The sequence below is a fragment of the Stenotrophomonas sp. ATs4 genome, from assembly GCF_051861585.1.
GTDB classification, from domain to species: domain Bacteria; phylum Pseudomonadota; class Gammaproteobacteria; order Xanthomonadales; family Xanthomonadaceae; genus Stenotrophomonas; species Stenotrophomonas maltophilia_AS.
On the sequence record NZ_JBLYPK010000002.1, the window covers coordinates 1 to 12613 of the forward strand.

At 63.3% G+C, this 12613-nt stretch carries 12 protein-coding genes; 4 read left to right on the top strand and 8 right to left on the bottom strand.

The genetic code is table 11. The features are described from left to right. Nucleotides 1-343: 343 nt before the first annotated feature. The 3 genes from ABR323_RS03180 (at nt 344) to ABR323_RS03190 (ending at nt 2382) form a co-directional block, all read left to right on the top strand. Nucleotides 344-1099 (top strand): tetratricopeptide repeat protein, encoded by a 756-nt coding sequence (locus tag ABR323_RS03180; RefSeq protein WP_439448174.1) that lies wholly within the window; start codon nt 344-346, stop codon nt 1097-1099. Nucleotides 1100-1554: 455 nt separating this feature from the next. After that, nucleotides 1555-1911 (top strand): hypothetical protein, encoded by a 357-nt coding sequence (locus tag ABR323_RS03185; RefSeq protein ID WP_439448175.1) that lies wholly within the window; start codon nt 1555-1557, stop codon nt 1909-1911. A gap of 81 nt (nt 1912-1992) precedes the next feature. Continuing rightward, nucleotides 1993-2382 carry a hypothetical protein gene (locus tag ABR323_RS03190; protein WP_439448176.1) on the top strand — a complete coding sequence of 130 codons (390 nt, stop codon included), beginning with the start codon at nt 1993-1995 and terminating at the stop codon, nt 2380-2382. A gap of 252 nt (nt 2383-2634) precedes the next feature. On the opposite strand, the gene ABR323_RS03195 is transcribed toward ABR323_RS03190, so the two are convergent. The 8 genes from ABR323_RS03195 to ABR323_RS03230 all read right to left on the bottom strand — a co-directional run bounded on the left by ABR323_RS03195 (nt 2635) and on the right by ABR323_RS03230 (nt 11727). After that, nucleotides 2635-2859 (bottom strand): hypothetical protein, encoded by a 225-nt coding sequence (locus ABR323_RS03195; RefSeq protein ID WP_439448177.1) that lies wholly within the window; start codon nt 2857-2859, stop codon nt 2635-2637. A 503-nt stretch (nt 2860-3362) separates the two neighbouring features. Continuing rightward, on the bottom strand, nt 3363-4013 hold the full coding sequence (locus tag ABR323_RS03200; protein ID WP_439448178.1) for a TetR family transcriptional regulator: 651 nt from the start codon (nt 4011-4013) through the stop codon (nt 3363-3365). Between the two features lie 67 nt (nt 4014-4080). After that, nucleotides 4081-5454: a TolC family protein gene (locus ABR323_RS03205; protein WP_439448179.1), complete on the bottom strand. Its 1374-nt coding sequence runs from the start codon at nt 5452-5454 to the stop codon at nt 4081-4083. Between the two features lie 5 nt (nt 5455-5459). Then, nucleotides 5460-8510 (bottom strand): efflux RND transporter permease subunit, encoded by a 3051-nt coding sequence (locus ABR323_RS03210; protein WP_439448180.1) that lies wholly within the window; start codon nt 8508-8510, stop codon nt 5460-5462. Then, the gene (locus tag ABR323_RS03215) at nt 8507-9634 is read right to left on the bottom strand and encodes an efflux RND transporter periplasmic adaptor subunit (RefSeq protein ID WP_439448181.1); all 1128 of its coding nucleotides are present in this window, start codon (nt 9632-9634) and stop codon (nt 8507-8509) included. The genes ABR323_RS03210 and ABR323_RS03215 overlap by 4 nt, the downstream gene beginning before the upstream one ends. Nucleotides 9635-9741: 107 nt before the next feature. Next, complete coding sequence (locus ABR323_RS03220) at nt 9742-10338, bottom strand: TetR/AcrR family transcriptional regulator (protein ID WP_439448182.1); 597 nt, start codon at nt 10336-10338, stop codon at nt 9742-9744. Between the two features lie 71 nt (nt 10339-10409). Beyond that, the gene (locus ABR323_RS03225) at nt 10410-10706 is read right to left on the bottom strand and encodes a transporter suffix domain-containing protein (RefSeq protein WP_439448183.1); all 297 of its coding nucleotides are present in this window, start codon (nt 10704-10706) and stop codon (nt 10410-10412) included. A 124-nt stretch (nt 10707-10830) separates the two neighbouring features. Next, nucleotides 10831-11727: a LysR family transcriptional regulator gene (locus tag ABR323_RS03230; protein ID WP_439448184.1), complete on the bottom strand. Its 897-nt coding sequence runs from the start codon at nt 11725-11727 to the stop codon at nt 10831-10833. A gap of 166 nt (nt 11728-11893) precedes the next feature. Between ABR323_RS03230 and ABR323_RS03235 the strand changes: the two genes are divergently transcribed. Next, complete coding sequence (locus tag ABR323_RS03235; protein WP_439448185.1) at nt 11894-12343, top strand: multidrug/biocide efflux PACE transporter; 450 nt, start codon at nt 11894-11896, stop codon at nt 12341-12343. The last annotated feature ends 270 nt before the right edge of the window (nt 12344-12613 follow it).

A 12613-nucleotide genomic window follows, 5' to 3' on the forward strand; every position in this document is an offset into this window, starting at 1 on the left:
CTGTACACCTGTACCTGTTCGAGCCGCTCTTCGAACAATTCAATCATTCCGGGCCAATCACCGGTTTCGACTGAGTAAAAGGACTCGACCGCCGAAAGGGCGATGTTGTACGGCCTCATTTGATCATCTCCGGGCAAAGGTCGATCGAGGCTAGAGAATGGATTGATAAGTTGGAGGTGCAGTTCCGCGATGTGCCGTCCCATCTGATAGTGACATGCAGCAAGGTGCGTCGCAGGAATCGCCCCCATTAACGTGACGCGTCACGCCCATTCGGCAGCAGCCCATTGGCGCCCCACCCCTCCCCCACTATAGTTCCACCCCTTACAAGGACGAGGCACCCCACATGCCCTATATCGCAATCGGACTCCACGTACTGGCGGCCATCTACTTCGCGGTGCACGCCATCCGCTCAGGCCAGAGCCTCTACTGGCTCATCCTGCTCTTCTCGTTCCCGCTGCTCGGCAGCGTCGTCTACTTCCTGGCGATCTACTTCCCGGAAGTCCGCCATTCGCGCGGTGCCCGGCAGGTCGTCCGCTCCGCCAAGCAGCTCATGGACCCGGGCCAGGACCTGCGCAACGCCCGTGCCGAACTGGCGCGTACGCCCACCGTGCAGAATCGGGTTCGCTTGGGCATGACGCTGCTGGATGCCGGCCAGGCCGAGGAAGCCAGAGCCCTGCTTGAGCAGGCAGCCAGCTCGCCGTTGGGCGACGATCCCTACATCCTGACCGGCCTGGCACGTGCGCGCCTCGAGTCCGGGCAGCCCGCGCTTGCGGTGGAGACGCTGGGCGGCCTGTTCGCCCGCCACCCGGATGTGCGCCGCAAGCCGGAACAGACGCTGCTTTACGCGCAGGCACTGGCGGCTACCCAAGCGCCCGACACCCGCGCCGCGTTCGAGCGCGCCGTCGAATGCGGAAACGGTGCGGCCGCCCGCTGCCTGTACGCCGAATGGCTGATGGCACAGCCCCAGCCCGACGACCGCAAGCAGGCCCGCACCCTGTTCGCCAGCATCATCGACGATGCGCAGCACTGGTCGCGCCACGCGCGCAGCCACAATGCCGCGTGGTTGGAGCGGAGCAAGGTCGCGTTGAAGGGCTACTGACGCCTGGCAGGCTTTGGCAATCCTGTCGCATTCGCCCCGGTCACAGCCTCGCCGGGCGGATGCCGACACTCGTCAGGCTTGTACCAGCGACATGTCCGATAGCCTTGCGGCCCAAGGCACCAGCCTCATTGTGCTGTATGCAACGATTCTGAAAATGTTGAATGTGGTGACGGCATCGGCCTTACTGCATTGGCATCGCGCACAGCCGGGCGTATTCCTTTCCGTGCCACCGAAAACAGGTGGCCGGGATTCGAAACCCCGGTAGTTCGCTGAAGTAAACGCTTGCCAGCCGGCATCACCCTGTGTGGTGCCGGCTGGCAATCCGTCGGCCGGCTATGGCGGGCGGTGCGTGGAGGCCTTGTGCCTGCCGGTTTAGCGAACACCGGGTTTCGAACCACGCACCGTCCGCCACCTTTATCGGTGGCGGCTTCTGCATGCACGCAAGGAGCCCAGCCATGACCAAGCCCCACTCCCCTGCCCCGCACCCGATCAATGACGCGCCCGCAAACGGCTCTGCGCTTGATCCGAACACCCTCATCGCCCTGCTGCACAGCATCGGCTCCGGCGCCGCCTCCGATGGTCAGCCGTGGCCGGAACGCCATCAGATGCCCGGCCGACGCATCGCCCTGGCGGATACCGACTGCTCCTTGGCCGGGCTTCGCGTGGTGCTGGAGATTCTGCTGGCCGCGGAGCGCGCCCGCGAGAACGGCGAGTTGGAGCAATACGTTGGCCCGCGCGTTATGGAAGGCCTGATCATGGCCGGACTCGGCCTCACCGCACACGCCAGTACGCGGCTGCATCCGGAGGGCTGAGTGGCGTGGTGGCGCTGGGCGACCACGATGTTTTGCCTACCAGCGGTGGTTGCGGCACAGATTCAGTGGCCAGTGCCACCGGTGCCTGAGCAGCTCGCATTCCAGAGCATCCCCGACGATCGCTTTTCACTACTCCGCCGACAGGCAAGGCAATTTGTGGAAGCGCGGCCACGGCAGGGCTTCCAGTTTGTCGAGCAGCGTCAAGACGCCGCCTTACAGATTCACTGCCGTGGCGTTCCAGTGCTGTGGCTGGAGAGGCGCTCGCAGTACGTGCTGTTACAGGCATCACTGGACGCACGGCAACGGGCGCCCGCCGTTCTGCAGCTGCGTGCACGCCTTCAGTGGCATATGGAACCTATGGACTATCTGGAGCAGGTGCTGGCTGATGTGCCGGAACCTGTTTTGATGGATCGGGTGCGGCGGGTTCTTGCTGGCGAGGTGCCTGATGGGGTGCGATGCGGCACACGGTAGTCGAGCATGGCTCGACTCTACAAAGCTGTTGGCTGAGGCGGGTCGGGTTCTTGGGTGGAGGTCTCAAGCAGGGCGGCGCAGGTATCCAACCGGGTGCGCAAGCGGCCTCTGCGAGCTATACCGATGCCGGCGGCGGTCGGATTGAGACCACCACCCGCAGCATGCCGTGAAGATGGGTGGCGATCTGCTGTCAGTCGATGCAATGCCCGAACAGAGCGGGCATCTTCGAACGGGAGAGTTGAGCGCGGCGCGCTACTCCAGGTTCGGCCTGTTCAAGTAGTCGATCAGCGCCTCAAGCTCTTCCCCGTACACAGAGGGCTCCGACTCGGCATCGAAGCCCTTTTCGCACAATTCGGCCGCAATCACTTCGATGATCGCTTTGCGGTCGTCCGACGTAACGTGACCACCTGCCAATCGCTCTGCAAGCAGATGTGCGGCATGTCGAGCGGCAAGAACCTTTTCGGCCAAGGACAACATCTGTTGTTCGTTTTTCGCAGAACGCCTGGTCATCGAGCCCCCGCTGTGTTTGTTGCCCAGGTGGTAATCGCCTTACCTTGGTCATTGACGATCACCACGGCATCTTTCCCTGTCATCATGAAGCGCCCGCCACTTTGTCCGGTGACGCTCAGCGGGTTCCTGACTGCATCAAGTATTGCGCCCGCCGCCACACCACGCCATCGCGAGAGATCGCCTGATTCAGCCCATGCCTAGAGTAACCGGTGATCTTGGAGGGCAGTAGTGCGCCGGCTACTGACTCGGCCTTCAACCTGGAGCAGGTACTGGCTGATGTGCCCAAGCCTGTTTTGATGGATCGGGTGCTGGGGATTCTTGCTGGCGAGGTGCTTGATGGGGCGCGGCGTGGCACGCAGTAGTCGAGCATCGCTCGACTCGACAAAAGCGCTAGCTGCGAGGATTCGGACTTGTGAATGGATCGAATCCGCCGCCTGACCCGCCGAGGTTGGCCAGGGCGGCATACGGCATTACTGCGTGACTGCAGATTCTGCTGGACCCAAGGCATGCAGCGGCGCATACAGCAGCAAGAACGAATCCAGTACCTGCGCCCCGTCGCGTTCCATGTCGAATTCCTCCGGGTCCAGGATCGTTCCATAAAGAACGCCTGCAATACCGGTATACAGGCAACGGGCTGCGATGGTGATGTCCGTTCTTGCGATCAGCTGGCCAAGTTCATCCGCGCGTTGAAGTACTTTTTCCAGCGTATCCAGCTCCACCAGCGCGCCGCGTTGGGCAAGCAGGCGCACACCATCAAGATTGGCCGACGGTCCCGCGTGGAGAAGAACCTCGAACATATCCCGAAGTCGAACATTCCGTGCGAACTCACCCAGGGACTTCATGAGCTCGGCGCGAAGCAGCGCCAGTGGCCTATCCGACTTCCTCACGGTCTCCCAGCGCAGCCTGCCGCGCCAGGGGGCCAGCTCCAGCTCCGTCAGCACGCTCAGGATGTGCTCTTTCGACTTGAAGTGCCAATAGATGGCACCACGGGTATTTCCCGCGTGCGATGCGATCATCTCCATCGACGTGTTGGAGAAACCAAACCTCAGAAAGCAACTGCGTGCAGAGTCGAGAATGCGCTTCCGCGTCGCCTCAGCGTCCTCTTTCCTTTGTCGTGCCATGTTGGATCCAACCTTTTCCGTAGCGCTTCTCCGGAGCTGCATCGCAGCTCCACCCTTGAATGTTCCGTCAGCGACTGCTGATCTGATTCACAGCGCGCGGGCGTCCGGACGTTGTCGCCAGCGATAGGCGGATGTCTGCCTCGCACTTCTGCTGGACCGTTGCGATCAGCCTCAGACGCTCCTCAAGCGTGCTTCGCCTGACAGCCAGATCTTCGCGTCGATTGATCAGGCCGGATTCGAGCCTCGCGTCAGCGATCAGCATGGCGCGATCGGCAGTGCTCGCCGCTACCATCTGCTGCTCGTGGGACTTCGAGGCACGCGAGACATCTGCAACGGCAGCGTCGACGTCCTCTGCTGCCAGCAGAATTGCCTCTGCATAGGTGGCGCCGGCCCGGTCAAGGCGTGCCTGTGCGGCGTCCTTCTCTGCACGGGCCCGGCCGAAGTCGAGCAGTTGCAGGCCCAGGGATCCGAGCAGCTGGCTGGCCAGGTTGCTTCCCGCGATCAGGCCGCCACCACTGCCCTCTCTCGCCCATCCCCCCGTTCCGGACAGTGTCAGCGTCGGCCAATTTGCGCGTTCGGCAATGAAGCGGTCCGCTTGACCAGCGCGCAGCAATGATTCCGCAGCCATGACTTCGGGACGACTGGCCACAACGCTGATCGGAATGGCAATTGGCTCGGGGCTGGCGCACTGCGGTGCCGGTCGATAGCGCGAGGCAATATCGTCGAGCAGCGGCGGGCTGACGCCAGTCAGGGTCGCCAGCCTGGCCATGGCCAACGCACGGTTGTGCAGGCCCTCCTGCAGGCTGGCCTGGCGACTGGCAATCTCCACTTTCAGGGGCGCAGTTTCTGCAGCCGACTGCAGCCCTGCCTGCTCCAGTGCCTCATCGATGCTGGCAATCTCGTTGAGGACAATCGCAAGCTCTTCCTCCCCCCGCTGCTGCTGGTCACCCGCGCGCAGCATCATGTACTGCCGCGCGATCTCGGCGGCCAACCGGGCTCGCGTGCGGATGAACTCCAGGCGTTCCGCTTCCTGGCGGGCAGCGCTGCTGGCCAGGGCGGCGCGCTTTCGGCCAAACAGATCGATCTGCCACCGCAGCGTTGCATCCAGATTGCTCTGGGTGAAGTAGCGTGGAGATGCCGTGCTGCTCACCAGGGCACTCGACTCCGGCCGCTGAGTGCGCTGCACGCCGCCGTTGGCCGTCAGCTCGGGCCAGCGATTGGCCTGCGCACCGGCTGTCGCGGCACGCGCTTCTTCCACGCGTGCAGCCGCCTGTGCCAACGTCGGTGAGCTTCTGGACGCGAGCGACAGCAGCCGCTCCAGTTCCGGATCCTCCCAATGCGCCCAGGCGGGCTGGCTGGCCTGTGCAAGACCGGCAGGAGATCCGACGATCCCCAACACGACGGTGATGGTGATGGCCATGAATCGGCGGCGCAGGGTCATGTACTTCACGGGGCAGTCTCTCTGTTTACGGGGTGGCTCTTGCGACGGCGCAGCCATCGGTTCTCCAGGTCATCCATCAGGGTGTAGGCCACCGGGACAAACAGCAGGCTCAGCAACGTGGAGGCCAGCAGACCGCCGACCACCGCGATCGCCATGGGAGCACGGAAGCCGTCGTCGCCGCCAAAGCCAAAGGCTGCCGGCAACATGCCGCCAACCATGGCGACGGTCGTCATCAGGATGGGGCGAATACGTTCACGGCCCGCACTACGAACAGCCTGCTCGCGGTCCTGTCCCTTCTCGCGGTCTTCAACGATGTAGTCCACCAGCAGGATCGAGTTCTTGCCGACGATTGCGAACAGCATCAGCAAGCCAATCACCGTGGAAATAGTCAGCGAATGGCCGGTAAGCAGCAGCGCGAGCGCCGCACCACCGAGAGACAGCGGAAGTGCCGTCATGATGGTGATCGGCTGCAGCCAGTCACTGAAGAGCAGCACCAGCACGGCGTAGACGGCTACCAGCCCCAGCAGGATGGCCACACCGAACTGCGTGAACATTTCGGTCATGTACTTGGTGTCGCCATACTCCGTGTAGCGCACAGCGGCGGGCATCTGCGCATACGTTTTCAGCTGGCGGACCTGCTCGACCGCCTGGCTGAGCGTCAGCCCGTTCAGGTTGGCGGTGAGCTCAACGACCCGCTCGCGGTCAAGGCGACGCACGCTGGCAGGCGTTTCAGTGGGGACAAGGGTCGCCAATGCACGCAGCGGAACGGTCTTTCCGGACTTGGTCTGCACTGGAAGATCCAGGATCTGTTCCGCGCTGATACGCGTACCACCGGCTACCCGGACGCGGACGGGAACCTGTTCATTGCCAACCGGCACGCGTGGCAGCAACGTATCCAGGCCACCGTAGCTGGCGGTATTGAGCATGGACGCAAGATCCTGCGGAAGGACGCCCAGCCGGGCGGCATCCTGCTGATTGATCTTCAGGTCGTAGCCCGGACGCGGCAACGGAATGGTGGTGCTGACATCGCGCAGGCCCGGGATCGATTTGGCCTCACGCCCCAGCTGGGTCACGAACGCATCGAGTGCAGCGGTATCCCGGCTGCGGAACGACAGCGACATTTCTTTGTTGCCCTCCCCCAGCAGCAGCTCCGGACGAATGTCCTTCAGTCCCTCCAATCGCTCGCGGATGGATTGCTCGATCGCCGCGTTCGGCCGCGAGCGCTCGCCGCGTGGCTTCAGTACAAGCAGGGCCGTGCCGGTAAAGGCGCTTCCGCCATCGGAAAGGAACACGTGCTTGACCTCCGGAACGCCATCCACCGCCCGGCGGATGGCTTCGGCGCGATGCACCGCGCGCTCGTAGGTGATGCCCGGCGAGAGCTGGTAACGCACCTGGTAGGCATTGGGCTGTGGCGTGGGGATGAAACCGGACGGAATCATCGAAAGCAACCCGGCGGTGGCAACCATCACCAGCACGGCGGCCAGCACGCTGGTCTTGCGATGGCGCAGCGTCCAGGTCAGCAATCGATCGTAATGGCGGGTGAGCGCGGATTCGGTGGTGCCGGCCTGCGCATGCGGGCGCGGCTTCAGCAGCACGGCGCAGAGCAGCGGGGTCAGCAGTCGCGCCACGATCAACGAGGCGATCACCGCAATGCTGGCGGTCAAGCCAAACTCCCTGAAGAACTGGCCGATCATGCCGGGGATCAGGCTGACCGGGAGAAACACGGCGACGATGGTGGCCGTGATCGCGATCACGGCCAGCCCGATTGCGTCGGCACCGAGCAGTGCCGCCTGGCGAGGACTATCCCCCTGTTCAATGCGACGCTCGATATTCTCGACCTCGACGATCGCGTCATCGACCAGGATGCCGATGACCAGGATCAAGGCCAGCAGGGTAATGACGTTGAGCGAGAAGCCCAGCGCGTACATCGCGGCAAACGTAGGCAGCAGCGAGAACGGGATGGCGAGCGCAGCGACCAGTGTGGCGCGCCAGCTGCGCAGGAACAGCAGCACGACGAGAACGGTCAGTGCGGCACCTTCCAGCAGCGTGCTGCGTGCGCTATGGAAGCTCTCGCGCGTGGTCTGCACACCGTCATTGAACAGCTCGAAGGTGGCCAGGTGCGGGGAACGCTGCATGTCAGCGAGCGTCTTGGCCACGGCATCGGCCATGCCGGTTTCACTGGCGCCGCGCTTCTTGCGCAGTTCGATGACGGTGACCGGACGGCCGTCCAGCATTGCGTAGCCTTCGCTTGCGTTGCCGGCGTCCAGGATGTGGGCGACCTCGTCCAGGCGGATGCTGCCACCAGCCGGGAGGCTGATCAGCTTTTCGCCCAGCGCAATGGCCGAGGCACTTGCGCTGGTGATGCGGATCGACCGGTCGCCGACCTCGTTGCGGACACTGCCGCCCGGCAGGTTGGCTTCACTGGCAATGAGCTGCCGATGGACCTCGGCCAGGCTGAGGCCACTGGCCGCCAGCCTTTCGGGTTCCAGCTCGACACGGAACTCGCGACGGGCACCGCCGCGGCGGGTGACTTCCTGGACGCCCGGCACGGCGAGCAGTGCCGGGCGCACCTCCTCGTCGATGTAGCGGCTCAGCGCCACCTGGGACAAGGTGTCCGAACGCACGGCGTAGCTCAGCTGCACGCCACCGGAAACATCGACGCGCTTGATCACTGGCTCGGAGACATTGCCCGGCAGCTGAGGACGGACGCGCGAGACCGACTCGCGCACGTCCTGCGTTGCACGATCCAGGTTCGCATCAAAGGCAAACTCTGCCGTGATGACCACGGAGCCTTCGCTGATGACCGTGTTGAGATGACTGAGCGAGGCGATATCGCTGAGTCCATCTTCGATACGGCGGGCGACGTTTCCCTCAAGCTCCGCTGGGGTGGCACCGGGTTGATCGACGCGCACTTCGACGATAGGAAGCTCGACCTTCGGGGATCCGGCCAACGGAAGGCCGACATAGCCACCGATGCCCATCAGGGTCAGTAGCACGAAGAGCAGGATGACGGGCGTGGGATGCTTGACCGCCCATTCGGAAATGCCGATCTTCACTTGGACTTCCTCGCTGACGGAGCAGCAACCGGGCTGCGCGGATCGACGGCCGTGATCTGGTCACCTTCGACGAGCAGCGCACCGGAATCGCCGACGACGCGATCCCCTTCCTTCAGCCCACGGATAACCTCGTAGTGGTCGCCGTTGGCAACGCCAAGCTCCACGTCCTGGCGGCGCACGACGTTGCGCTCGTCGACCTTCCATACCCAGGGGGTTGGGTCAAAGCGCAGTGCATCGACCGGCACGGCTACCGCCTGGCGGCTGGGCAAGGTGATCAGGATCGATGCGGGCGCGCCACTTGCGCCGAGCACAGAGGCATCGGCAGTGACACGTACGCGACCACTGCGGGTCTGGCCATCAACGGCGACTGCAGCGCTCTTGACCTGACCTGCGGCCGGCACCTGGCCGTCAACCAGGACACGTGCGGCCATGCCAGGCTTGATCTGGTCCAGCTGGCGCAGACTGGCGAACGCTTCGAACTCCACGCCGCCGTCCTTGGCAAGAACGAAGTACGGTGTTTCGGCGGCGCCGGTCCGGTCGCCCACCTCTACGTTTCGCTGAAGCACCAGCGCATCAAAGGGAGCGCGGAAGGCCGCCTGCTGCAGCCGGGTACTCGCCAGCGCTTCCGCAGCGTCGGCGGCATGGGCGGTCGCCTCGGCCGCCTTCAGCTGAAGCGTGTTGCTTTCAATGGTGTTGCGCGAGATGCCTCCAATGTCGGCAACCGCTCGCATTTTTTCCAGCTCGCGGCGCATGCGCTCCACATCCGCCCACGCCCGTAGGCGCTCTGCGGCAGCTTGTTGTTGTTGCAGCTTGGTCGTGGTCACATCAAGCGCCAGCAGGGGTTGGCCAGAACGCACGTGCTGCCCGGCCTCGACCAGCACCTTCTGCACGATCAATCCATCAACCTGCGGCTGGACGCGCACCATCTCCCGCGGCACGAGCTGTCCGACGATGCGGACTTCCGGCGTCAGTTCGTGACGATGGACAAAGCTGACGCTCGCGGTGAGCGCGGTGGGCTTCTGCGTTTTCTGGGGTGCGTCAGGCGAGCAGGCAGCAAGGCCGATCACGAGCAGGCCTGTCGCCAGTTGGCGCGGCCATTGAGGGGGGCGGGTCGTAAAGCGCATGGGTGGTTGCTCTGATGTTATTGGATGGAGTACTTCGTCGCATATTTATGCAAAAAATGAGGGCGCAACCTGGCGCCCTCCCCTTCAGGAAGAACTTCTGGGAATGATCATGTTTTCAGCACGTGGTTCCTGAGGAAGTCGCGGACTGCCTTGGCCGACTGTTCGACGTCCGCGGTCTTTTTCAACGACTGCTCAAGCCACAACCCGTTTGTCAGCGTGACAATCAGTGACGCCGTGCCTTCGGGGTCGATTCCGGGCCGGACCCATCCTTCGGCAATGCCCGATTCCAGCGTGCGTGCCAGTTCCTTTCGCGTCGCCACATCCAGCGCCAGCATCTCCCGATGACGGTCGGGATCGCGAACCAGTTCCATCCAGGCGTCCAGGCCGAGACCGTTGTCAGACTCCCTCCAGCGCTCCTCCAGTTCCTCCGAGCTCGCCCGAGCCAGCCACTCGAGGCCTTCACGACTCACAAGCGCCTTGGCGTCGTTTGCGTAGCTGGAGATCTCACGCGAGACGATCGCATCGATCATCTCGCGCTTGTCCTTGAAGTAGCGGAATACTGCACCAGCACTCATCTCGGCCTGGGTACAGATATCTTCCGTACGTGCCGCATGAAAGCCCTTTTCGCGGAAGACATGGGCGGCGGCCTCCAGGATCTGAGCACGGCGCTCTTCGTGGAGTTTGTCGTTACGGATTCGTGCCATGGTTTACTTCTTTCAAAACGGGGTTGGGGCAGGTGGTCGCTGCAGTGGCATTCGAAGTGCCAGGCTCGATATTAGCGGCGTCGCCCTACCCCTACACGCGCCAGCAGCGTACGTGTTCCACTCTTGATTCGCCCCCAGTACTCTTTTCCGAGCAAGGCGACTGCGATCAGGAACAGCGCTTCGCCCAGCACCACGAGGCTGCTGATGATCAGGGCCTTGTAGGGGATGTCGAGCAATGCGACGAAGGGAAAGGACACCCAGTAGGCGGCTACCAGCGCCAGAAGTACCAGGCCGACCCTCTTCTTGAAAGAAGAGCCGGACTGGCGGGTCTGACGGGTACACCCGGCTTCAGCAGTGGCGATGCGCATCGTGGCTTCCATTAATTAACGGAGTAGTTCGTCGCATAATACGCGGTATGCCTGCCGCGTCAATGCGGCCGATGCGTTCAGTCAGGATCCGTTCTGCTTCGTCTTGCAACAGGACCAGTGCGGCCTACTTTGCCGCCCGCTGGCGCCCGGTCGTGCCACTGAGCCAGGTCTGCTTCAGAAAATCCCGCAGGGCCTGGAAACGCGGGGTGTCATACAGCGACCGGTGCGTCCACAGCCACACTTCCTTGCTCAGTGCCGGCGCATCGCGCACGCGTATCAACCCGCCCACATGCTGGGCAACCGCGCATTCTATGACGCCCAGCCCGGCGCCTGAGGTGACCCCATCGAGCACCCCAACTGAATAGTTGCAGCGAAGCCAAGGACGGTTTGCACCGGGCAGTGAACGCATCCAGCGTTCCACCTCAAATTCCACGCGCGGCTCATCCAGGCCCACGAATTCCAGCTCATGCCATGCCAGGCTGGCAATCGCCGCCTGCCGCCGCGCAGCGTAGGCCTGATTGGCGTACAGCGCGTAATCCATCTGCCCCACGCGGTCACCACGCAGATCACCGGTGTCGGGTGGGCCATAGCGCAGCAGGGCGTCAGCCTCGCGGCGGGCCAGGTTGTAAGGCTCGCGCGAGGTGAGCACCTCCACATCCAGCGACGGGTGCTGGCGGTTCAAGCCGGGAAGCAGCGTAATCAGCATGAAGCTGGCCCACTCATCGGCGTTGATGCGCACTGTGCCCACCAGCTCCCTGGGCGTATCAACCTGCCGAGCGATCTCGTCGGCGGCCTCTTCCATCTGCTCCGCCAGTGCAAACACTCGCTGCCCGAGTTCCGTGGGAACGCAGCCGGTTGACGTGCGCTCTACCACCTTGCCTCCCAGTCGCTCCTCCAGCGCATCCAGCCGGCGCGATAGCGTGGCCGTGCTCATGCGGGCCGCCTTCGCCGCCTCGCGCAGGGTGCCGCCGCGGATCACGGCCAACAGCACGATCAGGTTGTCCCAGGGAAAGTGTTTCATGGATGAAACGGGCGCCTGCGTTATTGGGTGTTTTGATTCATTTTTGAAGCTTATATCATGGCGCCCGGGCACATTACGAGCGTGGATCGCCGCTCTGCCCTACCCCCTCTCGATTCGCTCTTACATCCGCTCGGCACTTCCGGCGGTGAACATCAGGTGTTGCAGCATGAATTCCAAAAAGACCCTCTGGGACCGTCTCCTCCACGCCGTCCTCTTCGAAGCCATTGCCCTGTGCCTGTGCGCTCCGGTGATGTCTTACTTCCTGGGCAAATCGCTGTTTGAAACCGGCGTGCTGACCGTCGCTCTGGCGACGTGCGCGATGCTCTGGAACATGATCTATAACGCGCTGTTCGAGCGGGTTGAGAAGAAGATCGGGTTCAAGCGAACCGTGCCGGTGCGGATTGCGCATGCGGTGGGGTTTGAAGGCGGCCTGGTGGTGGTTGTGGTGCTGCTCGCCGCGTGGTGGCTGTCCATCTCCTACTGGGACGCGTTCCTGCTGGAGTTGGGCCTGATCGCGTTCTTCCTGCCTTACACCTATGTCTACAACCTGGTGTATGACAAGGTGCGGGAGCGGCTGCTGCAGCGGAACTTTGTGGATCCGGCAAGGCGGGCGTGAATCAAGGCCGGACTGGGGCTCACCGCTCACGCCAGTACCCGGCCGCATCCGGAGGGCTGAGTGGCGCGGTGCCGCTGGGCGATCACGGCGCTGTGTCTTGCAGCGGTGCTGCGGCACAGATTCAGTGGACAGTGCCACCGGTGCCTGCGCAGCTTGCGTTCCAGAGCATTTCCGCCGATCGCTTTTCACAGCTTCGCCGCCAAGCCATGCAATTCGTAGAGGCGCGGCCACGGCAGGGCTTCCAGTTTGTCGAGCAGCGTCAAGACGCCG

Excerpts from the sequence above, each read along its gene's own strand:
- ABR323_RS03195 (WP_439448177.1), bottom strand. The coding sequence starts at position 2,859 with ATGTTGTCCTTGGCCGAAAAGGTTCTTGCCGCTCGACATGCCGCACAT.
- ABR323_RS03235 (WP_439448185.1), top strand. The coding sequence starts at position 11,894 with ATGAATTCCAAAAAGACCCTCTGGGACCGTCTCCTCCACGCCGTCCTC.
- ABR323_RS03185 (WP_439448175.1), top strand. The coding sequence starts at position 1,555 with ATGACCAAGCCCCACTCCCCTGCCCCGCACCCGATCAATGACGCGCCC.
- ABR323_RS03220 (WP_439448182.1), bottom strand. The coding sequence starts at position 10,338 with ATGGCACGAATCCGTAACGACAAACTCCACGAAGAGCGCCGTGCTCAG.
- ABR323_RS03180 (WP_439448174.1), top strand. The coding sequence starts at position 344 with ATGCCCTATATCGCAATCGGACTCCACGTACTGGCGGCCATCTACTTC.
- ABR323_RS03205 (WP_439448179.1), bottom strand. The coding sequence starts at position 5,454 with ATGACCCTGCGCCGCCGATTCATGGCCATCACCATCACCGTCGTGTTG.
- ABR323_RS03215 (WP_439448181.1), bottom strand. The coding sequence starts at position 9,634 with ATGCGCTTTACGACCCGCCCCCCTCAATGGCCGCGCCAACTGGCGACA.
- ABR323_RS03200 (WP_439448178.1), bottom strand. The coding sequence starts at position 4,013 with ATGGCACGACAAAGGAAAGAGGACGCTGAGGCGACGCGGAAGCGCATT.
- ABR323_RS03230 (WP_439448184.1), bottom strand. The coding sequence starts at position 11,727 with ATGAAACACTTTCCCTGGGACAACCTGATCGTGCTGTTGGCCGTGATC.
- ABR323_RS03225 (WP_439448183.1), bottom strand. The coding sequence starts at position 10,706 with ATGCGCATCGCCACTGCTGAAGCCGGGTGTACCCGTCAGACCCGCCAG.